This window comes from Cupriavidus nantongensis, assembly GCF_041726985.1.
GTDB classification, from domain to species: domain Bacteria; phylum Pseudomonadota; class Gammaproteobacteria; order Burkholderiales; family Burkholderiaceae; genus Cupriavidus; species Cupriavidus nantongensis_A.
The window spans coordinates 743,981-769,371 of sequence record NZ_CP168303.1 but is presented as its reverse complement, the minus strand read 5'-3'; the positions used below and the strand labels follow the sequence as shown (position 1 = coordinate 769,371).

Sequence of the window (25,391 nt, the reverse complement as noted above, 5' to 3'; positions counted from 1 at the left end):
AGCTGGCCTTTTGCTTTGGCGTGGGTCTCAATGCCGCCCCGGCAGCGACAACCGCCGCTCCAGCCTGTGCTGCAGCCCTGACAACCCCGTGCTCAGCACCCAGTAGATCGCCGCCACCGCCAGGTACAGCGGCAACGGCTGGTAGGTGGCGGCAATCACCTCCTGCGCGGTGCGCAGCAGCTCGGTGACGGTGATCACCGATACCAGCGAGGTATCCTTGATCAGGCTGATCAAGCTGTTCGACAGGCTCGGCACCGCCAGCCGCAGCGCCTGCGGGCCCACCACGTAGCGCAGCGCCTGCGCCGGCGTCAGGCCCAGGCTGTAGGCCGCCAGCCACTGCCCCCGCGCCACGCCGAGGATGGCGCCGCGCATGCTCTCCGACAGGTAGGCGCCGACGTTCAGGCTCAGCGTCAGCACGCCCGCGGGCGTCGGCTCCAGCGCGATGCCGATGCCGGGCAGCCCGTAGTAGACCACGAAGATCTGCACCAGCAGCGGCGTGCCGCGCATGATGCTGACGTAGCCGCGCGCCATCGCCTTGAGCACACGGCTATGGCTGATGCCCATCAGCGCCACCACCGTGCCCAGCATCAGCCCGAACACCATCGACCACAACGCGAACTTGATGGTCAGCAGCGTGCCCTGCAGCAGCACGGGCAGGGAGTCGATGACGAGCTGGAGAGCGGGCATGGCGTGGCGGCGCGAAAAGGATCAGCAATAAGGGGCGAAAAGCAAAGCGGCGCGGCAGCCATGCAGGCCGCCGCGCCGCGACATGATAACGCCCTGCCGGCCGGCTTACTTGGCCGGCTTGATCGGCTTACTTGATCGGCTTGCCGGCGGGCTTGGTCACATCGGTGCCGAACCACTTCACCGACAGTTTGCCGAGCGTGCCGTCCTTGGCCAGGTCCTCCAGCGCATGGTTGATGGCCTGCGCGAACTTGGGATTGTCCTTGCGGAACGGGATCGCCACCTGGGTGGTGGCGCCCGCCACGATCGCGCCCGGCCGCAGCGGCAGGTTGGTGGTCTTGACCAGGTACGCGACCATCAGCCGGTCGTTCAGCGCGGCGTCGACGCGCTGTGCCGCCAGGTCGCGCAGGTATTCCGGCGCGCCGGGATAGGTCTTGACCTCGATGCCGGCCACGGACTTGGCCAGGTCGTTGTAGTTGCTGCCCAGGCTGACGCCGAGCTTGTGGCCCTTCAGGTCTTCCAGCGACTTGAACTGGCGCTTGTCATCCTTGCGCTGGATCAGTTGCGCATCCGAGTAGACGTAGGGCGTGGAAAAATCGAGCACCTGCTGGCGCTGCGGCGTGACATTGACCTGGTTGACGATGATGTCGAACTTGCCCGCCTGCAGGCCGGCGATGATGCCGCTCCATTCGGTGGTGACGAACTCCGGCTTGACGCCGAGCTTGCCCGCCACGGCCCGCGCCACGTCGACGTCGAAGCCTTCCAGCTCGTTCTTTGCGCCACGGAAGCCGAACGGGGGATAGGTGCCCTCCAGCCCGATCTTCAGCACGCCGGCCTGCTTGACGGTGTCGAGCAGGTCGGCGGCATGGGCCGCGGTGGCCGCCAGGCCGGCGCCGGCCACCAGGGAAGCGGCCAGCAGGGATTTGAACCAGCCAGTACGAAGCGATCGCATATGTTCTCCAGTCGATGCGGATAAGCAGTGTGGGGCAGCGCCGGCCGGCCTCTTTTGGAGCGCCGCCGGCTGGTTGTGCTGCTATGAGCCTATATCGGGCTCCACACTACCGCAAACACTATCGAATGCTAAATATCGATTCATCATGGCTAAATAACCGCGAGGCCCGGTTCCGCCCCGCGCGGCCCGCCCCGCCCTACTGGTAGGCCTTGTCGTTGGGCGCCGCGAACAGCGCCTTCATGTCGGCCGACAGCGGGTAGTTCATGTTGATGCCGCGCGGCGGGATCGGTGCCATGAACCACTTGTTGTACAGCTTCTCGGCGCGGCCGCTGGTCTGCAGGTCGGCGATCACGCCGTCGGCCAGCTTCTTGAACGAGGGATCGTCCTTGCGGAACATGCAGGCGTAGTTCTCGGTCTGCAGCGGCGCGCCCACCACCACCCACTCGGAAGCATTTTTGGCCTTGGTGCGCTCGCCGTACAGCAGCGGCTCGTCCATCACGAACGCCGCGGCACGGCCGGTTTCGAGGATCAGGAAGGACTGGCCGTGGTCCTTGGTGCTGATCAGGTTCATGTTCATGGCCTTCTCGCCGTTCATCTTGACCAGCAGGCGCTCGCCGGTGGTGCCGGCGGTGGTGACCACGTTGCGGTCCTTCAGGTCGGCAAACTCCTTCACGCCCGAATCCTTCTTGGTCAGCATCTTGATGCCGTAGACGAACAGGCTGTTGGAGAACGCGACCTGCTTCTGCCGCTCCAGGTTGTTGGTGGTGCTGCCGCATTCGATGTCGATGGTGCCGTTCTGCACCAGCGGAATGCGGTTCTGCGAGGTGATCGGCGTCAGGCGCACCTGCAGGTTGGGCATCTTCAGCTCGCTTTTGACCTTGTCGACGATCTGCAGCAGGATCTCATGCGAGTAACCCATGACCTCCTTGCCGTCGGTGTACGAGAACGGGATCGACGATTCGCGGTAGCCGAGCGAGATCACCCCGCTGTCCTTGATCTTCTTCAGCGTGTCGCCGTCGGCGGCATGGGCGGCGCCGGCGGCCAGCAGCAGCGTCGCTGCCGCAAGCGCGCGGCGGGTGGCGGATCGGTGGGGGTGCAGCGTTTGCATGTGGCGCTCCTTGTAGTGGGGCTTGGTCATTGAGGCATGTTTCACGGACAGCTTCAGGTACTGCAGACTTGCCGGTACGGCAACAACCCATGCTCGGCCGCGGCGCTAGGCGCGCGCGGCGTCGAAATCTTCTGCGTCGATGGCGGGACGGCGCCCCGCCAGGCGGTCGGCCAGCAGGCCGGCACTGCCCATCGCCAGCGTAAACCCCAGCGCGCCGTGGCCCAGGTTGAGCCACAGCCCTGACACCCGCGATGGCCCCACCAGCGGCAGGCCGTCCGGCGTGGCCGGACGCAGCCCCGCCCACGGCTGCAGCTGCGCCAGCGGCTGGTCCGGCACGATGCCGGGAAACAGCGCGCGGGTCTGGGCCACCAGCGTGCCGACCCGCTCCGGGTCGATGCGGGTGCCACCGCGCACCAGGTCGGCCATGCCCGCCACCCGCAGTGTATTGCCGATGCGGGCATAAACGATCTTGTTGGCAAAATCCGTCACGCTGATATGCGGCGCGGGCGCGCCGCCGGCCAGCGGCACCGTGATGCTGTAGCCCTTGAGCGGCCACAGCATCGGCCTGACCCCGAGGGGGCGCAGCAGCGGCACGCTGCCGATGCCGCCCGACATGATCACCACGTCGGCGGGCACCACCCCGGCCGGCGTGCGCACCCCGGTGACGCGCCCGCCCTGCTGCACCAGCCCTTGCACGACGGTGCCAAAGCGCATCGACACGCCCGCGTACGCGCCATCTTGCAGCAACCGTGCCAGCGACAGGCAGAAGCGATGGCAGTCGCCCACCTCCTCGCTTGGGGTATGGATGGCGCCGGCGATCTGGTCGCGGATGCAGGCCAGTGCCGGTTCCAGCGCCACGCAGGCATCGCGGTCCAGCGCCTGCTGCTCGCAGCCCAGGCTGGCCTGGTAGTCGAGCAGCCGGCAGGCCGAATCGAACGCCGCCGCGTCGCGGTGCACCACCAGCTTGCCGCGCCGCGCAAAATGGAAGCCGGCGCCGCCGTCGTCATGCTGGTGCCGGGCCACGAAGGCCTGCATCAGGTCGCGCGAATAGAAGCCCAGCCGCAGCAGCTTGCGCGTAGTCGCTTCGCTGGTGGCGGCATTGCAGGCCGACATGAAGGCGGCCAGCCAGCGCCACTGTGCCGGGTCGGCCACCGGGCGAAAGCGCATGGGCGAATCGCGCCGCAGCAGCCAGCCCGGCACCTTGGCCATCACGCCCGGCCCCGCCAGCGGCGCCACGTAGCTGTAGCTGAGCTGCCCGCCATTGGCAAAGCTGGTTTCCTCGCCGGGGCCGTCGTGGCGCTCGAGCACCGTCACCTGGTGGCCATCCTCGGCCAGGCGCCACGCCGTCGTCATGCCCACCACGCCCGCGCCCACGATCACCACCTGCATTGCCTTTCCTTTGCTTGCGTCCATCAGGCAGAGCCTAGTGCAAGCGCGCCGGCTTGCCCAATGCGAATACGTGCCAGAATATGTCTTCAGGCTATGGCTGTTCCCTGCCCGCCTTGCGCCCCCTATCCCCCACCCCCGAGATGCCATGCGCCTGCGCCAGATCGAAGTGTTCCGCGCCGTGATGCTGACCGGCACCGTCAGCGAGGCCGCGCGCCTGCTGCACGTGTCGCAGCCGGTGGTCACGCGCGTGCTGCAGCATGCCGAGGCCTCGCTCGGCTTCCGGCTGTTCGAGCGCGTGCGCGGACGGCTGCAGGCCACGCCCGAGGCCAACGCGCTGTACGGGGATGTCGAAAGGCTATATGGCGAGATCGAACGCGTGCGCCGGGTCTCGGAAAGCCTGCGCCACAAGGGCGCCGGCCGGCTGCGCGTGGCCGCCACGCCGAGCCTGGCCAACCCGCTGCTGGTGCCGGCGGTGCGCAGCTTCTGCGCGCGCCACCCCGACACCCAGGTGCAGGTGCTGACGCACCATACCGACGAGATCGTCGGCGCGCTGCTGGCCAACCAGATCGACCTGGGCTTTGCCTTCGCTCCGCCCGGCCACGAGGCCATTTCTAGCGAGCCGGTGGCCAGCGGCCGCATGCTGCTGGCGGTGCCGCGCGCGCAGCCGCTGCCCGCCGGTGGTCGCCGCCACGTGGTGCCGATGCAGCGGCTGATGGAGCGCGCCTTCATCGGCTATGACGACAACAGCTCGCTCGGCCTGCTGGTGCGCCAGACCCTGGCGCGGCACGCGCTGGAACCGCGCTCGACGCTCGAGGTGCAGACCTACTCGCTGGCGCTGGCGCTGGTCGACGCCGGCCTGGGCATGACGCTGCTGGACCAGTACACCGCGCTCAGCGCGAGCGCGGAGCGCGTCGCGCTGCATGACGTGGCGCCGGTGCTGCCGTTCGAGATCCAGATGCTGCGCGCCAGCCACCGCGCTGGCTCGAGCCTGGCCGACGACCTGCGCGACCAGTTCGCGCAGGCCGCCGCGGCGCTGGCGGCAACGCTGCCGCAGCGGCTGGAAGCGCCCACCGCAAGCTTCGACGCCGCCCCCGCCAGGCGCCGCGACTGACGGGAGCACAGATTGACAGCCGCGCGCGCCGTGCACCATCATCAAGCCGCCTGCAGGCACAACCTGCCAGCGCAATCCTGCCTATGTTCGTCCTGACCCTGATCCTGCTCGTCCTTGTCAGCGCCTTTTTCTCGATCTCCGAGATCGCGCTGACCGCTGCCCGCCGCACCAAGCTGCAAGTGCTGTCCGAACGCGGCGACGGCCGCGCCACGCGCGTGCTGTTGCTGAAGGAAGAGCCCGGCAACTTCTTCACCATCGTGCAGATCGGGGTCAACAGCGTCGCCATCCTGGCCGGTATCCTGGGGGAAAAGCATGTGTCCGACCTGCTGCTGGAAACGCTGTCGCCCTACATGCAGGTAGTGCACGCGCAGCGCACCGCCAATATCGGCTCGTTCCTGATCGTGACGCTGCTGTTCATCCAGTTCGCCGACCTGATCCCCAAGCGCATCGCCATGACCTTTCCCGAGGCCTGCGCGCTGGCGGTGATCGACCCGATGCTGACGCTGCTGCGCGTGCTCAGGCCGCTGGTGTGGGTCTTCAACGCCGCCGCCGATGCCATGCTGCGGCTGCTGCGGCTGCCGACAAAGCCGGTCGACCAGATCACCACCGAGGACATCGCCGCGATGGTCGATGCCGGTGCCGAGGCCGGCGTGCTGCACAAGCATGAGCTGCATCTGATCGAGAACGTGTTCGAACTCGACTTCAAGGGCATCACCGCGATCATGACGCCGCGCGACGAGGTGGTCTACCTGAGCCTGGACGAGCCGGCCGACAGCGTGCGCCGCAAGCTGGTCAACCAGCCGCACGCGCAATACCCGGTGTGCGGGCACGATCTCGACGACGTGCAGGGCTATATCGATTCGAAGGACATCCTGCAGCTGCTGCTGGCCGATGAAAGCGCCGCGGTGATGGGCAATATCGGCCGCTACCACGACAAGAACGTGCTGGTGATCCCCGATACGCTGACACTGTCCGAATCGCTGACGCGTTTCCGCGAGATGCACCAGAGCTTTGCCGTGGTCATGAACGAGTACGGGCTGGTGGTGGGCATCGTCACGCTGGACGACATCGTCGGCGCGCTGATGGGCGACATCCTCTATTCGAGCGAAGACGAGCAGATCGTGCGGCGCGACGACAGCTCGTGGCTGGTCGATGGCCTGACGCCGCTGGTCGACCTGAAGAAGGCGCTGGAGCTCGACACCCTGCCCGGCGAGGACTACGTCGATACCGCGGCCGGACTGGTGATCTATGCGCTCAAGCGCATCCCGAAGAAGTCCGAGTCGATCACCGTGGCGGGCTATCGCTTCGAAGTGCTGGACATCGACCATCACAAGATCGACCAGCTGCTGGTGTCCCGGCTGCCGCCAGCACCGGAGGCTGATGCGGCGGCGCCAGCCTAGCGGCGTCGGCCTGGCGATAGCGCTCTAGCGTATCCGGCAGCCGGAACCACGCCACGTAGCCAAACGCGGCCACCACCGCAACCGCCGCCACCACGCCGAGCCGCGACGGCGCCACCGAGCCCCGCGGCGCCGGCCCGTGCAGCGTGCGGTAGGCCGTTCCCAGCAGCGCGATCCACGCCAGCCCGAGCGCATAGCCTGCGGCCACGTCGGACAGCCAGTGCATGCCCAGGTACAGCCGCGACACACCGATCGCCGCCACCGCCACCACGGTCAGCGCCAGCACCGGAATGCGCACGCGCCACGGCTGGCGCAGGCACATCAGGAAGGCCAGGAAGCCGTAGGTGACCATGCTGCTGGTGGCGTGGCCGCTGGGGAAGGAGTACGACTCGAGGCCGCTGTATATGCTGGCCGGACGCACCCGCGCCATGCCCAGCTTGAGCGCCATCACGCAGGCGCGCGCGCCGAGCAGCGCGGCCGCCCAGTACAGCGCCACGATCCAGGCCCGGCGCCAGCACAGCCACGCGAACACCGCCACACCCACCGCCACCGAAATACGCCCGCCGCCGAGCTCGGTCACGGCCACCATCACCAGGTCGAGCCAGTCGCTGCGCAAGGCGCGCAGTGCCGCGTACACCTGCTGGTCAACGTGCACCACGTCCGCGTTCTCCGCGACCTCGCCGGCCAGCCAGAACAGCGCGCTGCCGCAGGCCAGCAGCACGGCGCCGGCCAGCAACACCAGCAGCAGCTCGGCCACGTCGCGCTCGAGCACGCGCAGCGTCAGCGCGTCCAGCCGCCGCGGCCGCGCCGCCACGCGCGACGACAGCGCGCCGGCACCCCACAGTCGCCAGCGGTCCAGCCAGCGCACCACGGGCCGCAACAGCGCCACCAGCAGCGGCACCAGGCTCAGCAGCAGCAACGTCACCAGCGCAAACAGCGCCAGCAGCCCCAGTGCCGTGCCCGGCGTGAGCCAGCTTTGGACCAGCTCGCCCGCGCGCGCCGCCGCGTCAGTCACCGGATGCCTTCGCCGTGCCGGCGATTCTGGCGATGTTGGCGCGAGCTGGAGCCTCGCAATCGGTGAACGCGTCGGTCAGGAACAGTCGCGGGCGCTGTGCCAGGTGGCCCAGGAAAGCCGCGCGGCGGCGCATGAATTCGGCCCACAGCGCATCGCCCTGCAAGCCGGTGCGTGCGGCCAGCAAGGCGCGGTTCTCGGCGAAGACGTCGAGGCTGTGGGCATCGAACACGTCCGGCGGCGCGGCCAGCCTGAGCAGGTCGAGATCGAGCACGGTGTCGGCGCCCGCGCAGCTGGGTCGATGGCCGCGCGTATCGAGCACGATCTGCGCGGCACGGTCCAGCACCGCGCGCGCCTCACCGGGCGCGACCGTTTCGATCATCGCCGCGGAAGCGGCTTCGTTGTGCTCGCAGCCCGCCACGTAGACCGCGTCATGGCACAGCACCGCCAGCGCCTGCGCGCGGTCCAGCGCCACGCCGCGCGCATGGGCGGCCTCGAACATTTCCAGGATATGGCGGCGGTCGTGGTAGCGCCGGTACGGCGTGTCGTGCAGCGCCAGCACGTCGAGCACCGCCTGGCGCGGCAGGAAATCCAGGCAGGACAGCGCCGCGGGCCAGTCTGGCGCGAAGCGCGGCACCTCGCCCTGCGGCGTCGCCACCGGCTCGCTGAACACATCGGCGCGGCGCACCCAGAGCAAGGACGGATCGCGCATGGCGCGGTAGACCACCACCGGTGACAGGTCGGCCTCGAAGCGCCCGATGCCTACCGCCGAATAGGCACCGCCCTTGTAATGCCGATACGGCATGCCGTAGACCAGGTCTGGATCGGCCGGCAGTTCGGACGGCTCGCCATGAAAGACCTGTGCGGCGGGAGCTTTGTCGGTGGGCTGGGTCATGGTGCGGCATCCTGCGTTGCGGATCGCCATGATAGTGCACCGGCCGGCGCGTACGGCGGGTACCGCAGCCGCGGCACAAAACCGGCCGCGGAAAAAACAAAACCGACGCGCACTTTCGTGGGCGTCGGCCTGAGTTTTACTACGCTGTTGTTGCCTGCCGGTGGTCGATGCCGACAGCTTCTTGTTTTGGCGGAGAGGGTGGGATTCGAACCCACGGTACCGTCGCCGGTACGCCTGATTTCGAGTCAGGTACATTCGACCACTCTGCCACCTCTCCGGTAACTTGTTGCCGTGTGGCGAAACCGAGATTATAGCCATGCTCTGCCAGCCGATGCAAGAGGCTGGCAGCAGATTTTTTGCGGCGCGTTAGCGGCGCCTTATAGCTCCGGCTCCAGGCGGGTGGTGCCGCCCATGTACGGCTGCAGCGCGGCCGGCACCGTGACCGAGCCGTCGGCGTTCTGGTAGTTCTCCAGGATCGCCACCAGCGTGCGGCCGACGGCCAGGCCCGAGCCGTTCAGCGTGTGCACCAGTTCCGGCTTGCCCTGCCCCGTGCGCATGCGGGCCTGCATCCGGCGCGCCTGGAAATCGCCCATGTTGGAGCACGAGCTGATCTCGCGGTAGGTGTTCTGAGCGGGAATCCACACTTCCAGGTCGTAGGTCTTGGTGCTGCCGAAGCCCATGTCGCCGGTGCACAGCACGATGGTGCGGAACGGCAGCTCCAGCTTCTTCAGGATCGCCTCGGCGTGGCCGGTCAGCTGCTCGAGCGCGTCGAAGGACTGGTCGGCGGGCACCACCTGGACCAGCTCGACCTTGTCGAACTGGTGCTGGCGGATCATGCCGCGGGTGTCCTTGCCATACGAACCGGCTTCCGAGCGGAAGCACGGCGTATGCGCGACGAAGCGCAGCGGCAGCTTCTCGCCGGCGACGATGGCATCGCGCACGATGTTGGTCAGCGGCACCTCGGCGGTGGGGATCAGGTAGAAGTTCTCGATCCGTTCGCCATCCTCGCTGCCGACCTTGCGCGGCACCTTGAACAGGTCTTCCTCGAACTTGGGCAGCTGGCCGGTGCCGCGCATCGACGCGGCGTTGACGATGTACGGCACATACATTTCGGTATAGCCGTGCTCCTGCGTATGGGTGTCGAGCATCAGCTGCACCAGCGCGCGGTGCAGGCGCGCCATGCCGCCGCGCAGCATCGAGAAGCGCGAGCCGGTAACCTTTACCGCGGTGTCGAAATCCAGCCCCAGCTTCTCGCCCACGTCGACGTGGTCGCGCACGGCAAATTCGAACTGGCGCGGCTCGCCTACGCGGCGCACTTCGACGTTCTGGGTCTCGTCGTTGCCCACCGGCACGCTGTCGTGCGGCAGGTTCGGGATCGACAGCATCAGCTCGCCCAGGTGCGCCTGGATCTCGTCCAGCCGCGCGGCCGAAGCCTTGAGCGTGTCGCCGATGCCGCCCACTTCCGCCATCACGGCCGAGGCATCCTCGCCCTTGCCCTTGAGCATGCCGATCTGCTTGGACAGGCTGTTGCGACGCGCCTGCAGTTCCTCGGTCTGGGTCTGCAGTTGCTTGCGTTCGGCCTCGAGTGCCTGGAACGCCGCCACGTCTAGTTGGTAGCCGCGCGTGGCAAGGCGTTGCGCCACGGCGTCGATGTCTTTGCGGAACAGCTGGATGTCGAGCATGTTGCTAAGGTGGAGTGCAGGGCCAGCGACATGCCGGCGGACCCGCCATTTTACTGCACACAGGTTAGCAAGCCGTCAAACCTGTTCGCCCGACTTGCCGCCCTTGCCGCCATCTTTCGCGCCATCCTTCGCCTTCGTGGCGCGCTGTTCGCGATGCCAGGCCTGGTCCAGCTCGCGCAGGTGGCGCAGCTTCTCGGCGATCTTGCCTTCCAGCCCGCGCGGCACCGGCTGGTACCAGCCCTGCGCCTTGAGGTCGTCCGGGAAGTAATGCTCGCCGGCGGCATAGGCCTCGGGCTCGTCGTGCGCGTAGCGGTAGGCGTGGCCGTAGCCCAGCTCCTTCATCAGCCGGGTCGGCGCGTTGCGCAGGTGCACCGGCACCGCGCGCGACTTGTCCTTGGCGACGAAGGCGCGCGCGGCGTTGTAGGCGTTGTAGCCGGCGTTGGACTTGGGCGCGACCGCCAGGTAGATCAGCGCCTGGCCGAGCGCCAGCTCGCCCTCGGGCGAGCCCAGCCGCTCGTAGGTCTCGGCCGCGTCCAGCGTGATGCGCGCGGCGCGCGGATCGGCCAGGCCGATATCCTCCCACGCCATGCGCACGATGCGGCGCGCCAGGTAGCGCGGGTCGGCGCCGCCATCGATCATGCGGCAAAACCAGTACAGCGCGGCGTCCGGGTCCGAGCCGCGCACCGACTTGTGCAGCGCGCTGATCTGGTCGTAGAAGGCATCGCCGCCCTTGTCGAAGCGGCGCAGGTTCTCGGACAGCGCACTGCCCAGCAGCGCGGTATCGATCTGCGCGGCGCCGGCATTGCGCGCGGCGCGCGCGACGATCTCGATGTTGTTCAGCAGCTTGCGCCCGTCGCCATCGGCCGAGGCGACGATCAGCTGCAGCGCTTCGTCCTGCCAGCTGATGCCGCCCAGTTCCTCGGAGGCGCGCAGCGCCAGCTGGGTCAGTTCGGCATCGTCCAGGCTCTTGAGCACGTAGACCGCCGCGCGCGACAGCAAGGCGCCGTTGACCTCGAACGACGGGTTCTCGGTGGTGGCGCCGATAAAGGTGAACAGCCCGCTTTCCACGTGCGGCAGGAACGCGTCCTGCTGGCTCTTGTTGAAGCGGTGTACTTCGTCGACGAACACCAGCGTGCGCCGCCCGTGGGCGCGGAACTGCTCGGCGCGCTCGACCGCCTCGCGGATGTCCTTGACCCCCGACAGCACCGCCGACAGCGCGATGAATTCGGCGTCGAACGCATCCGCCATCAGCCGCGCCAGCGTGGTCTTGCCCACCCCGGGCGGCCCCCACAGGATCATCGAATGCGGCTCGCCCGACTCGAACGCCACGCGCAGCGGCTTGCCTGCGCCAAGCAGGTGCTGCTGGCCGATCACCTCGTCGATGGTGCGCGGGCGCAGGCGCTCCGCCAGCGGTTGCCGGGAACGGTCGGGAGATTCGGAAAACAGCGTGTCCGCCACGGTAGTCAGGCCCTGTCAGGGCGCCGGATGCAGAACGCCACAGTGTAGACCATCGGCGCCGGCCGCTAGCGCGCGCTCAGGCGGCAAACGCCACCACGTCCTCGATCTCGACGCGGATGCCGATGCGCTCGCCCACGGCGTGGTTGTGGTGCGAGGGCACCAGCGCCAGCACGCGGCCGCCGCTGGCCAGGCGCAGCGTGTACAGGATCTCGGCGCCGCGGAAGGCCTTGTGCACGACCTCGGCGCGCATCGGGCTGGCGTCGTCGTGGATGATGTCGTCGGGGCGCACCAGCACGTCGACCGCCGCGCCGGCCGGCAGATCCAGCGGCACGGCCGGGCGCAGCAGGCCCAGTTCCAGTTCGATCTGCGCGGCATCGCGCACCCGCCCCGCCATCAGCACGCCCTGGCCGATAAAGCCGGCGACGAAGCGCGACGCCGGGCGGTGGTACAGGTCGTGCGCGCTGCCCCATTGCTCGATCACGCCGTCGTGCATCACACCGATCTCGTCGGCCATGGCAAAGGCTTCGTGCTGGTCGTGCGTGACCAGGATGGCGGTGGTGCCCTGCGCCTTCAGGATCGCGCGCACTTCCAGGCTCAGGCGTTCGCGCAGGTCGACGTCCAGGTTGGAGAACGGCTCGTCGAGCAGCAGCAGTTCCGGGCGCGGCGCCAGCGCGCGTGCCAGCGCGACGCGCTGCTGCTGGCCACCCGACAGCTCGTGCGGATACTGGCGTCCGGCGCCGTCCAGCCCCACCAGCTGCAACACCTCGTCCACCCGCGCCGCGCGCTCCGCCCGGCTCGCGCGGGTCAGGCCGAAGCCGACATTGGCCGCCACGTCCAGGTGCGGAAACAGCGCGTAGTCCTGGAACACCATGCCGATGCGGCGCTGCTCCGGGGCCAGCAGCGTGCCCGACGAGGACACGGTCTGCCCGTCCAGCACGATGCGCCCGTCCTGCAGCGGCTCGAAACCGGCAATGGCCCGCAGCACCGTGGTCTTGCCGCAGCCGCTGGGCCCCAACAGGCAGGCGATATGGCCGCGCGCCACCGAGAACGACAGGCCCTTGACCACGGCATGGCGGCCGAAGGCGTGACGGATACGCTCCACCTCGATGACAGCCGGAGCGGGTGCGGCCGCATCCGGAGCATCGGCACGGGTAGCCGGACGAGTGCGGGCCTGGGTGCCGGGCAGGCGTGAATAGGAATCGGTTCGCATGTGCGCATTATAGGGACGTGCCGGCCCGTGCGGCCGGTGTCCCGGCTTCGCCCGACGCGCCGACGCCGCCGGCATTGCTAGAATGCGTCAGCCCGCACACCGCGCCGCCAGGCACAGGTCCGGCGGGCGGCACTTTGCTCACCGTTCCCGCGCATGCTCCTGTCCAGCCGCCGCCGCTTCCATCCCCTGACCCTGGCCACCGTGGCGATGGCGCTGCTGATCGCCGTGCCGGTGCTGGTGATCGCCTCGGCCGTGCTGCTGCCCGCGGGCGACACCTGGCGCCACCTGATCGACACGGTGCTGGCCGAATACGTGCTCAATACGGTATGGCTGCTATGCGGCGTCGCCGCGGGCGTGCTGCTGCTGGGCGTGACCACCGCGTGGCTGGTCTCGACCTGCCGTTTCCCCGGCCATGCCGTGATGGAATGGGCGCTGGTGCTGCCGATGGCGATGCCGGCCTACGTAATCGCCTACGCCTACACCGACGCGCTGCAGTTCGCCGGCCCGGTGCAGGGCTGGCTGCGCGAGCTGACCGGCTGGCGCGCGCGCGAGTACTGGTTTCCGGAGATCCGCTCGCTCGGCGGCGCGATCGCGCTGTTCTCGCTGGTGCTGTATCCGTATGTCTACCTGACCGCGCGCGCCGCCTTCCTGCAGCAGAACCAGAACACGCTCGAGGCCGCGCGCCTGCTTGGCCATGGCGCCTGGAGCCGGCTCTGGCGCGTGGTGCTGCCGCTGGCGCGACCTGGCATCGTCGCCGGTACCGCGCTGGCGATGATGGAAACGCTGGCGGACTTCGGCACCGTCGCCTATTTCGCCATACCGACCTTCTCCACCGGCATCTACCGCGCCTGGTTCTCGCTGGGCGACAAGAACGCCGCGGCGCAGCTGTCGGCCTGCATGCTGCTGTTCGTCGCCGCGATCCTGCTGATGGAGCGCGCCAGCCGCGGCCGCGCGCAGGTGTTCGGCAACCAGCGCCGCGCCACGGCCTGGACCCTGGGCGGTGCGCGCGGCTGGCTGGCGCTGGCGGCGTGCCTGGTGCCGGTGCTGCTGGGCTTCGTGGTGCCCGCGCTGATGCTGTGCCGCATGGCCTTTACCGATGGCGACGCCCAGTTCGGCCCGCGCTTCGTCGGCCTGGTGCGCAACAGCTTCCTGCTGGCCAGCGCCACCGCGCTGGCGGCCGTGGCGGTCGCGCTGGCGGTGGGCTATGCCGCGCGCGCGGTCAACGGCAAGCGCAGCTGGCTGATGCGCGGGCTGACCCGGGTGTGCGGCATGGGCTATGCGCTGCCGGGCTCGGTCATCGCGGTGGGGGTGCTGGTGCCGGTGGCGCGGCTGGACAATGCGCTGTCGGCCTGGCTGCAGCAGCAGTTCGGGGTCTCGGTGGGGCTGCTGCTGACCGGCGGCATCGCCGCGCTGGTCTATGCGCTGCTGGTGCGCTTCCTGGGCGTGGCGCTGCAGACCGTCAACGCCGGGCTGGGCAAGATCACGCCCAGCATGGACGCCGCCGCGCGCAGCCTTGGCCATGGCCCAGGGGCCACGCTGCGCCGCGTGCATTTGCCGATGCTGCGCGGCAGCCTGCTGACCGCCGCGCTGATCGTCTTTGTCGACGTGATGAAGGAATTGCCGGCCACCTTCGTGATGCGGCCGTTCAATTTCGACACGCTGGCGGTGCAGGCCTACAACCTGGCCGCCGACGAACGCCTGACCGAGGCCGCCACCGCCTCGCTGGTGATCGTCGCGGTCGGGCTGCTGCCGGTGATCGTGCTGTCGCGCACGATCCGCCGCCAGGCCCAGCACTGAGCCGCGCTGGCCGCGCTAAAGTCGCGCGCACCTCGCGCCGATAGCCTCTTATGGCCCGGCATCCGCCCGGGCGCGACCCGCGGCATGCCCGCCGCGCAAGAGCCTATGCTGCGATATCACATCCTGCTGTTCAAGTTGAACCGGCTCAGCCGCACCAGGCTGAGCGGCGTGGAAGAAGTCTCGCTGGCCGGACAGCTGGCCGAGATGATCGGCTCGGCCGACACCGCCGCGCGCGTGATCGACGACCTGTTCGACCATGCCAACCCTCAGGTACGCCGCATCGCCCTCAACGCGGTCCGCCGCGCGCGGCAATTTTCGGCGCCCGCGCTGCAGCCGGCACTGGTGCGCCGCATGGCCGATGCCGAGGCGGCGGTGCGCCACGATGCCGTATGGATCGTGCAGGAGACCCGCATGGATGGCGCCGAACTGCGCGCCGCGCTGCGCCGGCTGGCCGGCAAGGTGCAACTGCCATGGGATGCCGAGCGCGCCCGCGCCAACCCGGGCGATACCGCGCTGGCGGCACAGGTGCGGGCGCGCATGGCGCTGGACAAGCTGCTGGAGAAGAGCGCCGCAGAGCGCAACCAGGCGCTGGCGGCAATGGCGCTGGGCTCGCCCCCGCACCAGCCCTATGCCGAAGGCACGGTCGGCCACAAGGGGCTGCTGCATCGGGCGCTGGTGCGCAGACAGGCGGGGCGGCGACTCAACAGCAGCGTCAAGCTGACGTTCCGCAAGGTTGAACCGACGCAGGTGACGGGGAACAAGCGGTTCTTGCTGTGACAGCAAGGGTCTGGCTGCCGACAAATTGGCAACCGCTTGTTTGCTCCTTCTCCCGCGCGCGGGAGAGGGAGCAAACCAGAGTCAAGCCATCCTTCGGCTTTACTTGAACCCCGCCCGATCCACCAGCTTCTGCGCCTGCGGCTGGTACTTGCCCAGCTCGGCCACGTTGATGGCATCGGACTTGAACTCGCCCAGCGCCTCGAGCACGGGGTTGCTGACTTTCACGCCCCTGACCACCGGCCATTCGTTGTTGCCGTCGGCAAAGTACCGCTGCGCCTCGTCGCTGGCCAGGTACTCCAGGAACTTGACCGCCGCTTCCTTGTTCGGCGCGTGCTTGAGCATGCCGCCGCCCGAGACGTTCATGTGCACGCCCTGGCTCGACTGGTTGGGCCACACCACGCCCAGCTTTTCGGCCACGGCCTTGTCTTCGGGCTTGGTCGACTTCAGCAGGCGCGCGATGTAGTAGGTGTTGGCAATGGCCACGTCGCACTCGCCGGCGGCAACCGCCTTGAGCTGGTCGGTGTCGCCGCCCTTGGGCACGCGTGCCAGGTTGGCGGCCACGCCGCGCGCCCATTGCTCGGTTCGGGCCTCGCCGTCGTGGGCGATCAGGCTGGAGATCAGCGACAGGTTGTAGACATGGCCGCTGGAACGCGTGCAGACCTTGCCCTTCCACTTGGGATCGGCCAGGTCTTCATAGTTGGCAATGTCGCCGGCCTTGACCGCGGCCTTGTTGTAGGCGATCACGCGGCCGCGTGCCGAGAAGCCGAACCACTCGCCATTGGGATCGCGGTAGTTGGCCGGGATGCGCGACTCCAGCACCTTGGACTTCACCGGCGCGAACACGCCGGCTTGCTGGGCGCGCCACAGGCGCCCGATATCCACCGTGATGAACACGTCCGCCGGGCTGTTGGCGCCTTCGTTGCGAATGCGCTCCAGCAGCGGATCTTCCTGGCCTTCGATGCGGTTGATCTTGATGCCGGTCTGCTTGGTGAAGTTGGCGTACAGCGCCTCGTCGGTCTGGTAGTGCCGCGCGGTGTAGAGGTTGAGCACCTTTTCCTGGGCCGCCGCGGCAAGCGGCAGCGTCAGCAGGGCCAGTGCCGCGGCGCGCGGCAGCAAGGTTCGGATGGTGGTTTTCACGCGGTTGGCTCCCCAGCATGGTTTGGGCAGCCGCCGGGCACCCCCAAGGCCGCCCGGTGTTTGGATTCCGGTTAGCGGAAAACAATATTGATTCTTGTTCAGGCGGTCAAATTACATTTCTGTCATGTTGGGCGGCGCTTGCGCCGGGTCAAGATGACCCGTCAACACCGGCATGAACGCGGCCTCAGCCGCGCCGCACCCACACCACCTTGCCGGCCTTGATTCCCAGTGTGCGTCGCTGCGGGTTGTAGTCCATGGTGCCGGGGAACTGCTGGCCGTCGCGTTCGCCCAGCCGCCAAGTGCAGCCTTGCAGCAGGCCGATGGCTTCGGCCTCGGGCTTGCCGACCAGCGCGTCGTCGGCCAGCTTGTCCGCCGCACAGCCGGCCGGCGTGCCGAGCGAACCTTGCGGGCCCGGCGCCGGTGCCGGCGCCGCTGGCTCCGTCGGGGCGGCCGCGCAGCCGGCCATCAACGCGCCGCCCGCGGCCAGCCACAGCAGTTGATGGGTCCGGCTGCGCATCATGGCAAGCATCGTAATCATTGGGAGGCTCCTGTCAGGGGTGGCGAGTCAGAGGATTCTGGGACACATGGTGCCGCATGGGGTTCAGTTTCTTTTCACTCAGATCTGAAACTTTTGCCGGATTGGCGCGGCGACGGCGTTTTCGCTGTCTGGTCCGCGCTTGACCTGGATAAACCAGCCTATAACCCATGGGTGCTATCAAGGAATCAGGCAGGCCTGGCAACGGCCAGGCCCATTCGCCCCACCCGTACCCACTGGGAGAAACGCATGACCGCAATGATGAAAGCCGCCATCTTTGTCGAGCCCGGCCGGATCGAACTGGCCGACAAGCCCATCCCCGATGTCGGCCCCAACGATGCGCTGGTCCGCATCACCACCACCACGATCTGCGGCACCGACGTGCATATCCTCAAGGGCGAATACCCGGTCGCCCGGGGCCTGACAGTGGGCCACGAGCCGGTCGGCGTGATCGAGAAGCTGGGCAGCGCGGTGGCCGGCTACCGCGAAGGCCAGCGCGTCATTGCCGGCGCGATCTGCCCCAACTTCAATTCCTACGCGGCGCAGGATGGCGTGGCCTCGCAGGATGGCAGCTATCTGGTGCCGCAGGGGCTGTGCGGCTGCCATGGCTACAAGGCTACCGCGGGCTGGCGTTTCGGCAACCTGATCGACGGCACCCAGGCGGAATATGTGCTGGTGCCCGATGCGCAGGCCAACCTCGCCCCGATCCCGGACGGGCTCACCGATGAGCAGGTGCTGATGTGCCCCGACATCATGTCGACCGGCTTCAAGGGCGCGGAAAATGCCAACATCCGCATCGGCGACACCGTCGCGGTGTTCGCGCAGGGTCCGATCGGCCTGTGCGCGACCGCTGGTGCCCGGCTCTGCGGCGCCACCACCATCATCGCCATCGATGGCAACGATCACCGGCTCGAGATCGCGCGCAAGATGGGCGCGGACGTCGCGCTGAATTTCCGCAACTGCGACGTGGTGGATGAAATCATGAAGCTGACGGGCGGCCGCGGCGTCGATGCCTCGATCGAGGCGCTCGGCACCCAGGCGACCTTCGAGCAGGCGCTGCGCGTGCTCAAGCCCGGCGGCACGCTGTCCAGCCTGGGGGTGTATTCCAGCGACCTGACCATCCCGCTGTCGGCGTTTGCCGCCGGGCTGGGCGACCACAAGATCAACACGGCGCTGTGCCCCGGCGGCAAGGAACGCATGCGCCGCCTGGTAAACGTGATCGAATCGGGCCGCGTCGACCTGGGCCTGCTGGTGACCCATCACTACCCGCTGGAGGATATCGTCGCGGCGTACGACCTGTTCGCCAACCAGCGCGACGGCGTGCTGAAGATCGCCATCAAGCCGCACTGAGCGGCACTGAGCGGCACTGAGCCGCAGCAGGCGCCGGCTCGCGTGCGGCTCAGCCCCGGGCGCGGTTGGCCAGGGTCTTCATCGCGTCGGCGGGCAGCGGGCCGTGGCAGGTACGTTCGCCGCCGGCCTCGCTGACCACCAGCCATACCTGGCCAGGCTTGTCCTTCGGATGCAGCAGCCAGGCCGGGCCGCGCGCGTTGCTGCTCGGCGGCAGGTCTTCCAGCACGCCGGTGCTGGTCGATTGCAGCATCACCGCACATTCGTTGGCGGGCACGCGGGTGGCCGCGAGGAAGGCCGGATTGCCGACCACCTCGGGCAACGCCGAGTCCGGCGCGCGCAGGAAGGCATCGACGTCGAACTTGCTGGCGCCGCCGCCGCTGCTGGCGCATGCCGCCAGCGCGAGCAAGCCAGCGCCGGCCAGCAACGCCGCGCCACCGCGACGATACATTCCGCCCGATCCTGACGACCCTTCGTGCGCATCGATCATGGCGGCCCTCATTGCTTCATCACGTCGGCGCCCTTGGGCACCGTGAACCGGAACGCATCGGCCGCCAGCGGCGGGTTCTTCTGCATGCCGGTGAAGGTCAGCAGCGTGGTGTTGCCGAACGCGTCGCGCAGCTCCATCGCCTCGAGATTGCCGCCCTTGAAGCCGATGCCGATGCGCTCGAACTGCGTGTCCTTGGCCTTGGGCGTCAGCTCCAGCCATTCCACGCCATCGCGCGTCGGCCCGTTCCTGACCACGAAGTTCTTGTCGAGATCGTTGCTGCCGAACAGGATCGCCGCCGGGCTGGAGCCCAGCGCGCCGTCGAGCTTGCGCTCGGTGACCTGGTTCAGGTCCTTGTCATAGATGTACAGGGTCTGGCCGTCGGCCTGCAGCAGCTGCTCGTAGGGCTTGGTATAGCGCCAGGTGAACTTGCCCGGGCGCGAGAACACGAAGGTGCCGCTGGAGGTGCCGGTCACCTTGACGTTGGCGCCCTGCCCCTTGACCTGGCGCTGCGTAAATTCGCCGCGCGCGCTCTTCACGCCGGTCACAAAGCTCTGCAGCTGGTCGGTGGCGGCGGCGTGGGCCGGCGCCTGCAGCGCAAACATCGCCAGCGCGGCGCAAGCCGACACGAGGATGCGGTTTCGCATGGTTGGGGTCCTGGTAGTGGTAGGGGTGGTGCCGCGCACCGCCGTATCGCATAGGGGCCGGGCGCGTGCGACCTGTCCATTTAGAGCCGCCGCCGGCGCGGGGATTCCGCGCGCCGCGCGCCGGCGGGTAACCGGATATTACGAGGGATATGCCGAAGGCCGCGCGAGCGGCGCTCAGTCATCTTCCCTCGCGGCGCCGCCACCCTGCACCAGGATGTCGCGGTTGCCGTTGCCCGACATGGCCGAGACCAGCCCGGCCTTCTCCATGTCCTCGAGCAGCCGCGCGGCGCGGTTGTAGCCGATGCGCAGGTGGCGCTGCACCAGCGAGATCGACGCGCGCCGGTTCTTCAGCACCACCTCGACCGCCTGGTCGTACAGCGGATCGGCTTCGCCGCCACCACCACCGATGCCGGCGCCGCCGCCGAAACCATCGCCACCGCCGCCGTCATCGGTCAGGCCGCCTTCCAGGATGCCCTCGATGTAGTTGGCCTCGCCCGACTCCTTGAGTTTTTCCACCACGCGGTGGACTTCCTCGTCCGAGACAAAGGCGCCGTGCACGCGCACCGGCAGGCCAGTGCCAGGCGCCAGGTAGAGCATGTCGCCCATGCCCAGCAGCGTTTCGGCGCCCTGCTGGTCGAGGATGGTGCGCGAATCGATCTTGCTGCTGACCTGGAATGCGATCCGGGTCGGCACGTTGGCCTTGATCAGGCCGGTGATCACGTCCACCGACGGGCGCTGCGTGGCCAGCACCAGGTGCAGGCCGGCGGCGCGAGCCTTCTGCGCGATGCGCGCGATCAGCTCTTCCACCTTTTTGCCAACCACCATCATCAGGTCGGCCAGCTCGTCGATGACGATGACGATGGTGGGCAGCTTGTCCAGCGGCTCCGGCGCGTCCGGGGTCAGGCTGAACGGGTTCGGGATCTTCTCTTCCTTCGCCGCGGCCTCGTCGATCTTCTTGTTGTAGCCGGCCAGGTTGCGCACGCCCAGCTTGCTCATCAGCTTGTAGCGGCGCTCCATCTCGCCGACGGCCCAGTTCAACGCGTTGCCGGCCTGGCGCATGTCGGTCACCACCGGGCACAGCAGGTGCGGGATGCCTTCGTAGACGCTCATTTCAAGCATCTTCGGGTCGATCAGGATCAGGCGCACGCTTTCGGGCTTGGCCTTGTACAGCAGCGACAGGATCATCGCGTTGATGCCCACCGACTTGCCCGAGCCGGTGGTGCCGGCCACCATGCAGTGCGGCATGCGCGCCAGGTCGGCCACCATCGGCTTGCCGGCAATGTCCTTGCCCAGCGCCATGGTCAGGCTGGACGCGCTCTCGTTGTAGACCTGCGAGCCCAGGATTTCCGACAGCCGCACGGTCTGGCGCTTCGGGTTGGGCAGCTCCAGCCCCATGTAGTTCTTGCCGGGGATGGTCTCGACCACGCGGATCGACACCAGCGACAGCGAACGCGCCAGGTCGCGCGCCAGGTTCACCACCTGGCTGCCCTTGACCCCGGTGGCGGGCTCGATCTCGTACCGGGTGATGACCGGGCCCGGGTAGGCCGCCACCACCTTGACCTCGACCCCGAAGTCCTTGAGCTTTTTCTCGATCAGGCGCGAGGTGAATTCGAGGGTTTCGGCGCTGACGGTTTCCTGGTGCGGCGGGATCGGGTCCAGCAGCGACAGCGGCGGCAGGTCCGAGTCCTGGATATCGGCGAACAGCGGCTGCTGCTTCTCGCGCTCGACGCGCTCGTGCTTGGGCACGGCCTGGGGGCGCACGATCTGCACCGGCGCCGCCTCTTCGATGCGCACGCGCTGGACCTCGACGGTTTCCTTGCGCTCGGTCTTGGCAGCCTCGCCGATGATGCGGTCCTGCTTACTCTCGCGGCGGGCCTTGAAGCCCAGGAACAGGGTCTCGACAAAGCCGCCGATCTGCTCGGCCACGGAGAGCCACGAGAAATGGAAGAACAGCGACAGCCCGATCGCCAGCAGCAGCAACAGCAGCAGGGTTGCGCCGGTAAAGCCCAGCGCCACCTGCAGCCAGCCGCCGAGCAGGTCGCCCAGCACCCCGCCGGGCGCGCGCGGCAGCGCGGCGCGCAGCGGGTACATGCGGATCGCCTCCAGGCCCATGCTGGAAAACAGTGTCAGCGCGAAGCCGATCCAGCTGACGGTGACGCCCTGGCGGTGCAGGCCGTGGTCGGTGCGCTCGGGCAGCTCGGCGGTCAGCGTGCGCCAGCCGCGCCAGCAGCGGCGCACCAGCAGCACCGCCAGCCAGTAGGCGGAAAAGCCGAAGATGAAGAACAGCACATCCGCCACCCAGGCGCCGACGCGGCCGCCCAGGTTATGGATATCGGCCACCTGGTTGGCATGGGACCAGCCGGGATCGGTCTTGCTGTAGCTGGCCAGCACGCACAGGAAACCCAGCGTGACGGCCAGCAGCAGGAACCAGCGGACCTCGCCCAGCAGTTTGCCGATGCGGGATGGCAAGGCTGAGGGATCGGTGCGGGTGGTCGTGGTAGCTCGGGCCATGCCTGGTTGAAACTCGCGTGTTAGGGGATTCCGGATCGGTTTCGGACCGATGCCGCCGGCGGACGGCGCTGGTTAGCCGGGTGACGGACAGGCATCGTGGCGGCCATTTTAACGTGGCCCGAGACTATCGCACCCATTGGAATTTGCAACAGTGAGCAAATGCGGCTCCTCTTATAATGTCGCTTTCGAGCAATGCCGGTGCGCACCATGCGGCACCGGCCACAGGAACGCATCATGGCAAAACACGCAAAAGTGCTGATTCTCGGTTCCGGTCCCGCCGGCTACACCGCCGCGGTCTACGCGGCCCGCGCCAACCTGGAACCGGTGCTGATCACCGGCCTGGCCCAGGGTGGCCAGCTGATGACCACCACCGACGTCGAGAACTGGCCGGGCGATGCCAAGGGCGTGCAGGGCCCCGAGCTGATGCAGCGCCTGCTGGCGCACGCCGAGGAATTCAAGACCGAAATCATCTTCGATCACATCCATACCGCCAAGCTGGTCGACGAGCACGGCCAGCCGGCCCGCCCGTTCACGCTGATCGGCGACGCCGGCGAATATACCTGCGACGCGCTGATCATCGCCACCGGCGCCTCGGCCCAGTACCTGGGCCTGCCGTCCGAAGAATCGTTCATGGGCCGCGGCGTGTCGGCCTGCGCCACCTGCGATGGCTTCTTCTACAAGAACCAGGAAGTGGCCGTGGTCGGCGGCGGCAATACCGCCGTCGAAGAAGCGCTGTACCTGTCGCATATCGCCAGCAAGGTCACCGTGATTCACCGCCGCGACAGCTTCCGCGCCGAGCCGATCCTGGTCGACCGCCTGCTGCAGCGCGAGAAGGAAGGCCGCGTGGTGATCCGCTACGACAGCGTGCTGGACGAAGTGCTGGGCGACGAGTCCGGCGTGACCGGCATCCGCGTGCGCGGCACCAAGACCGGGCAGACCGAAGACCTGAAGCTGGCCGGCGTCTTTATCGCCATCGGCCACAAGCCCAACACCGACCTGTTCACCGGCCAGCTGGCCATGGAAAACGGCTACCTGGTGACCAAGTCGGGCCTGCAGGGCGATGCCACCGCCACCAGCGTGCCGGGCGTGTTCGCCGCCGGCGACGTGCAGGACCACGTCTACCGCCAGGCCATTACCAGCGCCGGCACCGGCTGCATGGCCGCGCTGGACGCGCAGCGCTTCGTCGAAGCCCTGAAGTAAGCAACCCCTCCGCCGGCCGCTCATCACCGCCGCCGGCGCGTCACACGGGCGCGGGCCCGCCCGGGGCCCCGCCAGTCGATATAATCGGCGCCGAGCCTCCGGAGATTTTTTTCAATGACGCACGGCGCCCGCAAACCCGACCGACCGCCCCAACGCCTCGGCCTGAACGACCTTGCCAGGCTGCGCGACACTCTCAAGGCCGAGACCGAGCGCCGCGAAGCCGAGCGCCTCGCCGCCGAGCAGGCGGCCGAACGGGCCCGCGCCGAAGCCGATGTGTTCCGCACCAGCGTGGGCCAGGTCAGCCAGCTGCGCGACCGCAACCGCGCCCACCATCCCCCCAGCAAGCCCGCGCCCGTGCCGGTGCAGTCGCAGCGTAACGACCAGGCGGTGCTGCAGGCGTCGCTGTCGGACGAGTTCGATGTCGAAAGCCTGCTCGAGACCGACGAGACGCTTTCGTTCCGCCGCCCCGGCATCGGCATGGACGTGGTGCGCAAGCTGCGCCGCGGCGAATGGGTGCCGCAGGACAAGGTCGACCTGCACGGCCTGCGCAGCGACGAGGCGCGCGAGGCGCTGGCCGAGTTCCTGCGCCGCTCGGTGCGCAACGGCGTGCGTTGCGTGCGCGTGATCCACGGCAAGGGCCTGGGCTCGCCCGACAAGCTGCCGGTGCTCAAGGGCAAGGTGCGCAGCTGGCTGGTGCAGAAGGAGGAAGTGCTGGCCTTCGTGCAGGCGCGCGAGGCCGAAGGCGGCGCCGGCGCGCTGATGGTGCTGCTGCGCCAGCCGCGCGCCTGACGCCGCGCCCGGATGCATCTTCCGCTCGAGTTGCTGATGGGGCGGCTGCCCCTGATCCTCCACATCATGGAGGTGATCGGCGTGCTCGCCTTCGCGGTTTCGGGCGTGGTCGACGCGCGCAAGCAGCGCCTGGACGTGGTCGGCACCTTCGTGGTGGCGTTTGCCACCGCCTTCGGCGGCGGCACCGTGCGCGACGTGCTGCTCGACCGGCGCCCGTTCTACTGGGTCGACCATGAAGGCTATGTGCTGCTGATCTTCGCGATGTCGTTCGGCGCGTCGTTCGTGCTGCGCGTGGTCAGCCGGGTGGCCTCGGACCGGGCCATGATCGTGGCCGACGCCATCGGGCTCGGGCTGTTCTCGGTGACCGGCGCCTCGCTGGCGCTGGTGGCGCAGATGACGCCCACCGTGGCGGTCATGATGGGCATCATCTCGGCCGTGTTCGGCGGCGTGGTGCGCGACGTGCTGTGCAATGAAGTGCCGATGATCCTGCGCGACCGCTCGCCCTATGCCACCTGCTCGTTCATCGGCTGCTGGATCTATATCGGCCTGACCTGGGTCGAGGTGCACCAGGAGGCGGCGCTGCTGACCGGCGCGCTGGCGATCATCGCCATGCGCCTGGCGTCGGTGCGCTATGGCTGGAAGCTGCCCAGCTGAGCGGCGGCCAAGGCGTACCCGCCAATGAAAACGCCGCCCTGCAAGGCGGCGTTTCGCTTGGATCTGGTCGATGACTCAGACCGCGGCTTCGTCCTGCTCACCGGTGCGGATGCGGATTACACGCTCGATTTCCGTGACGAAGATCTTGCCGTCGCCGATCTTGCCGGTGTGGGCGGCTTTGACGATGGCGTCCAGCACGGTATCGAGCTGGTTCTCGGCCACCACTACTTCGATCTTGATCTTGGGCAGGAAGTCGACCACGTACTCGGCGCCGCGGTACAGCTCGGTATGCCCTTTCTGGCGGCCAAATCCCTTTACTTCGGTCACCGTCAGCCCGGTCACGCCGACGTCAGCCAGGGCTTCACGCACCTCGTCGAGCTTGAACGGTTTGATGATGGCGGTAATCTGCTTCATGACTGGCCCCTGTTTATCGTTTGTTCACGCGCCTGGCGGCGCATCGCCGCGGACGCGGCGCTCTCCGGAGGGCATTTTAACAGCCCTTGCGCGCTTGCATTTCCGCCAGCGCCACGGCCGGCGCGGCCATTGCGTGGGCTGGCGCGCATCCGGAGCCGTTCGCGCCTGTGGATAACCCTGTGGGCAGCCGCTGGAGAA

At 68.2% G+C, this 25,391-nt stretch carries 23 protein-coding genes and 1 tRNA gene; 8 read left to right on the top strand and 16 right to left on the bottom strand.

Annotated elements, in window-relative coordinates; all coding sequences use genetic code 11:
* Positions 1 to 27: 27 nt before the first annotated feature.
* The 4 genes from ACEI37_RS14600 to ACEI37_RS14585 form a co-directional block, all read right to left on the bottom strand.
* On the bottom strand, positions 28 to 687 hold the full coding sequence (locus ACEI37_RS14600; RefSeq protein WP_373379501.1) for an amino acid ABC transporter permease: 660 nt from the start codon (positions 685 to 687) through the stop codon (positions 28 to 30).
* Between the two features lie 127 nt (positions 688 to 814).
* A complete protein-coding gene (locus ACEI37_RS14595) occupies positions 815 to 1,636 on the bottom strand; it encodes a transporter substrate-binding domain-containing protein (RefSeq protein ID WP_373379499.1) in 822 nt (273 codons plus the stop codon).
* A 196-nt stretch (positions 1,637 to 1,832) separates the two neighbouring features.
* Positions 1,833 to 2,744 carry a glutamate/aspartate ABC transporter substrate-binding protein gene (locus ACEI37_RS14590; protein ID WP_373379498.1) on the bottom strand — a complete coding sequence of 304 codons (912 nt, stop codon included), beginning with the start codon at positions 2,742 to 2,744 and terminating at the stop codon, positions 1,833 to 1,835.
* Between the two features lie 105 nt (positions 2,745 to 2,849).
* On the bottom strand, positions 2,850 to 4,133 hold the full coding sequence (locus ACEI37_RS14585) for a D-amino acid dehydrogenase (RefSeq protein WP_373379497.1): 1,284 nt from the start codon (positions 4,131 to 4,133) through the stop codon (positions 2,850 to 2,852).
* 145 nt (positions 4,134 to 4,278) lie between these two features.
* Between ACEI37_RS14585 and ACEI37_RS14580 the strand changes: the two genes are divergently transcribed.
* Positions 4,279 to 5,244 carry a LysR family transcriptional regulator gene (locus tag ACEI37_RS14580; protein WP_373379495.1) on the top strand — a complete coding sequence of 322 codons (966 nt, stop codon included), beginning with the start codon at positions 4,279 to 4,281 and terminating at the stop codon, positions 5,242 to 5,244.
* 83 nt (positions 5,245 to 5,327) lie between these two features.
* A complete protein-coding gene (locus tag ACEI37_RS14575) occupies positions 5,328 to 6,644 on the top strand; it encodes a hemolysin family protein (RefSeq protein ID WP_373379494.1) in 1,317 nt (438 codons plus the stop codon).
* Here ACEI37_RS14575 and ACEI37_RS14570 read toward each other — a convergent pair.
* The 6 genes from ACEI37_RS14570 to ACEI37_RS14545 all read right to left on the bottom strand — a co-directional run bounded on the left by ACEI37_RS14570 (position 6,529) and on the right by ACEI37_RS14545 (position 12,898).
* Positions 6,529 to 7,656 carry a phosphatase PAP2 family protein gene (locus ACEI37_RS14570; protein ID WP_373379492.1) on the bottom strand — a complete coding sequence of 376 codons (1,128 nt, stop codon included), beginning with the start codon at positions 7,654 to 7,656 and terminating at the stop codon, positions 6,529 to 6,531. The two genes, ACEI37_RS14575 and ACEI37_RS14570, sit on opposite strands and share 116 nt — an antisense overlap.
* Complete coding sequence (locus tag ACEI37_RS14565) at positions 7,649 to 8,578, bottom strand: DUF1653 domain-containing protein (protein ID WP_373379490.1); 930 nt, start codon at positions 8,576 to 8,578, stop codon at positions 7,649 to 7,651. Before ACEI37_RS14565 ends, ACEI37_RS14570 begins: the two co-directional genes overlap by 8 nt.
* Positions 8,579 to 8,735: 157 nt before the next feature.
* Positions 8,736 to 8,825 (bottom strand) — tRNA-Ser (locus ACEI37_RS14560).
* Between the two features lie 100 nt (positions 8,826 to 8,925).
* Positions 8,926 to 10,230, bottom strand: a complete 1,305-nt coding sequence (serS, locus tag ACEI37_RS14555; RefSeq protein WP_373379489.1) for a serine--tRNA ligase — start codon at positions 10,228 to 10,230, stop codon at positions 8,926 to 8,928.
* A gap of 75 nt (positions 10,231 to 10,305) precedes the next feature.
* Positions 10,306 to 11,688, bottom strand: a complete 1,383-nt coding sequence (locus ACEI37_RS14550) for a replication-associated recombination protein A (protein ID WP_373379487.1) — start codon at positions 11,686 to 11,688, stop codon at positions 10,306 to 10,308.
* Between the two features lie 76 nt (positions 11,689 to 11,764).
* Positions 11,765 to 12,898: an ABC transporter ATP-binding protein gene (locus tag ACEI37_RS14545; protein ID WP_373379486.1), complete on the bottom strand. Its 1,134-nt coding sequence runs from the start codon at positions 12,896 to 12,898 to the stop codon at positions 11,765 to 11,767.
* A 153-nt stretch (positions 12,899 to 13,051) separates the two neighbouring features.
* Between ACEI37_RS14545 and ACEI37_RS14540 the strand changes: the two genes are divergently transcribed.
* Positions 13,052 to 14,695, top strand: coding sequence for an ABC transporter permease (locus ACEI37_RS14540; protein ID WP_373379485.1), 1,644 nt, complete (start codon positions 13,052 to 13,054; stop codon positions 14,693 to 14,695).
* A 105-nt stretch (positions 14,696 to 14,800) separates the two neighbouring features.
* Positions 14,801 to 15,472: a hypothetical protein gene (locus ACEI37_RS14535; RefSeq protein WP_373379484.1), complete on the top strand. Its 672-nt coding sequence runs from the start codon at positions 14,801 to 14,803 to the stop codon at positions 15,470 to 15,472.
* Positions 15,473 to 15,571: 99 nt separating this feature from the next.
* Here the strand turns inward: ACEI37_RS14535 and ACEI37_RS14530 are convergent, their stop codons facing one another.
* Positions 15,572 to 16,609, bottom strand: coding sequence for a Fe(3+) ABC transporter substrate-binding protein (locus ACEI37_RS14530; RefSeq protein ID WP_373379483.1), 1,038 nt, complete (start codon positions 16,607 to 16,609; stop codon positions 15,572 to 15,574).
* A gap of 184 nt (positions 16,610 to 16,793) precedes the next feature.
* Complete coding sequence (locus ACEI37_RS14525; protein WP_373379482.1) at positions 16,794 to 17,147, bottom strand: hypothetical protein; 354 nt, start codon at positions 17,145 to 17,147, stop codon at positions 16,794 to 16,796.
* 246 nt (positions 17,148 to 17,393) lie between these two features.
* Here ACEI37_RS14525 and ACEI37_RS14520 point away from each other — a divergent pair, with 246 nt between their 5' ends.
* Entirely contained in the window at positions 17,394 to 18,494 is a 1,101-nt protein-coding gene (locus ACEI37_RS14520; protein WP_373379481.1) for an NAD(P)-dependent alcohol dehydrogenase, read from the top strand.
* Between the two features lie 49 nt (positions 18,495 to 18,543).
* Here the strand turns inward: ACEI37_RS14520 and ACEI37_RS14515 are convergent, their stop codons facing one another.
* From ACEI37_RS14515 to ACEI37_RS14505, 3 genes are all read right to left on the bottom strand, one after another.
* A complete protein-coding gene (locus ACEI37_RS14515) occupies positions 18,544 to 18,942 on the bottom strand; it encodes a hypothetical protein (RefSeq protein WP_373379480.1) in 399 nt (132 codons plus the stop codon).
* A gap of 47 nt (positions 18,943 to 18,989) precedes the next feature.
* Positions 18,990 to 19,625, bottom strand: a complete 636-nt coding sequence (gene lolA, locus ACEI37_RS14510; RefSeq protein ID WP_373379479.1) for an outer membrane lipoprotein chaperone LolA — start codon at positions 19,623 to 19,625, stop codon at positions 18,990 to 18,992.
* A 174-nt stretch (positions 19,626 to 19,799) separates the two neighbouring features.
* Positions 19,800 to 22,136: a DNA translocase FtsK gene (locus tag ACEI37_RS14505; protein ID WP_373379478.1), complete on the bottom strand. Its 2,337-nt coding sequence runs from the start codon at positions 22,134 to 22,136 to the stop codon at positions 19,800 to 19,802.
* 234 nt (positions 22,137 to 22,370) lie between these two features.
* Here ACEI37_RS14505 and trxB point away from each other — a divergent pair, with 234 nt between their 5' ends.
* The 3 genes from trxB (at position 22,371) to ACEI37_RS14490 (ending at position 24,779) form a co-directional block, all read left to right on the top strand.
* A complete protein-coding gene (trxB, locus tag ACEI37_RS14500) occupies positions 22,371 to 23,336 on the top strand; it encodes a thioredoxin-disulfide reductase (protein ID WP_111519057.1) in 966 nt (321 codons plus the stop codon).
* Between the two features lie 114 nt (positions 23,337 to 23,450).
* On the top strand, positions 23,451 to 24,125 hold the full coding sequence (locus ACEI37_RS14495; protein WP_373379477.1) for a Smr/MutS family protein: 675 nt from the start codon (positions 23,451 to 23,453) through the stop codon (positions 24,123 to 24,125).
* A gap of 12 nt (positions 24,126 to 24,137) precedes the next feature.
* Entirely contained in the window at positions 24,138 to 24,779 is a 642-nt protein-coding gene (locus ACEI37_RS14490) for a trimeric intracellular cation channel family protein (protein ID WP_373379476.1), read from the top strand.
* 75 nt (positions 24,780 to 24,854) lie between these two features.
* On the opposite strand, the gene glnK is transcribed toward ACEI37_RS14490, so the two are convergent.
* Positions 24,855 to 25,193, bottom strand: a complete 339-nt coding sequence (gene glnK, locus ACEI37_RS14485) for a P-II family nitrogen regulator (protein ID WP_006162803.1) — start codon at positions 25,191 to 25,193, stop codon at positions 24,855 to 24,857.
* Between the last annotated feature and the right edge of the window lie 198 nt (positions 25,194 to 25,391).

Bases quoted from the DNA above. Each gene is read 5' to 3' on its own strand.
- ACEI37_RS14600 (WP_373379501.1), bottom strand. From the start codon at position 687: ATGCCCGCTCTCCAGCTCGTCATCGACTCCCTGCCCGTGCTGCTGCAG.
- ACEI37_RS14595 (WP_373379499.1), bottom strand. From the start codon at position 1,636: ATGCGATCGCTTCGTACTGGCTGGTTCAAATCCCTGCTGGCCGCTTCC.
- ACEI37_RS14590 (WP_373379498.1), bottom strand. From the start codon at position 2,744: ATGCAAACGCTGCACCCCCACCGATCCGCCACCCGCCGCGCGCTTGCG.
- ACEI37_RS14585 (WP_373379497.1), bottom strand. From the start codon at position 4,133: ATGCAGGTGGTGATCGTGGGCGCGGGCGTGGTGGGCATGACGACGGCG.
- ACEI37_RS14580 (WP_373379495.1), top strand. From the start codon at position 4,279: ATGCGCCTGCGCCAGATCGAAGTGTTCCGCGCCGTGATGCTGACCGGC.
- ACEI37_RS14575 (WP_373379494.1), top strand. From the start codon at position 5,328: ATGTTCGTCCTGACCCTGATCCTGCTCGTCCTTGTCAGCGCCTTTTTC.
- ACEI37_RS14565 (WP_373379490.1), bottom strand. From the start codon at position 8,578: ATGGCGATCCGCAACGCAGGATGCCGCACCATGACCCAGCCCACCGAC.
- serS (WP_373379489.1), bottom strand. From the start codon at position 10,230: ATGCTCGACATCCAGCTGTTCCGCAAAGACATCGACGCCGTGGCGCAA.
- ACEI37_RS14545 (WP_373379486.1), bottom strand. From the start codon at position 12,898: ATGCGAACCGATTCCTATTCACGCCTGCCCGGCACCCAGGCCCGCACT.
- ACEI37_RS14540 (WP_373379485.1), top strand. From the start codon at position 13,052: ATGCTCCTGTCCAGCCGCCGCCGCTTCCATCCCCTGACCCTGGCCACC.
- ACEI37_RS14535 (WP_373379484.1), top strand. From the start codon at position 14,801: ATGCTGCGATATCACATCCTGCTGTTCAAGTTGAACCGGCTCAGCCGC.
- ACEI37_RS14525 (WP_373379482.1), bottom strand. From the start codon at position 17,147: ATGATTACGATGCTTGCCATGATGCGCAGCCGGACCCATCAACTGCTG.
- ACEI37_RS14520 (WP_373379481.1), top strand. From the start codon at position 17,394: ATGACCGCAATGATGAAAGCCGCCATCTTTGTCGAGCCCGGCCGGATC.
- ACEI37_RS14515 (WP_373379480.1), bottom strand. From the start codon at position 18,942: ATGTATCGTCGCGGTGGCGCGGCGTTGCTGGCCGGCGCTGGCTTGCTC.
- lolA (WP_373379479.1), bottom strand. From the start codon at position 19,625: ATGCGAAACCGCATCCTCGTGTCGGCTTGCGCCGCGCTGGCGATGTTT.
- ACEI37_RS14505 (WP_373379478.1), bottom strand. From the start codon at position 22,136: ATGGCCCGAGCTACCACGACCACCCGCACCGATCCCTCAGCCTTGCCA.
- trxB (WP_111519057.1), top strand. From the start codon at position 22,371: ATGGCAAAACACGCAAAAGTGCTGATTCTCGGTTCCGGTCCCGCCGGC.
- ACEI37_RS14495 (WP_373379477.1), top strand. From the start codon at position 23,451: ATGACGCACGGCGCCCGCAAACCCGACCGACCGCCCCAACGCCTCGGC.
- ACEI37_RS14490 (WP_373379476.1), top strand. From the start codon at position 24,138: ATGCATCTTCCGCTCGAGTTGCTGATGGGGCGGCTGCCCCTGATCCTC.
- glnK (WP_006162803.1), bottom strand. From the start codon at position 25,193: ATGAAGCAGATTACCGCCATCATCAAACCGTTCAAGCTCGACGAGGTG.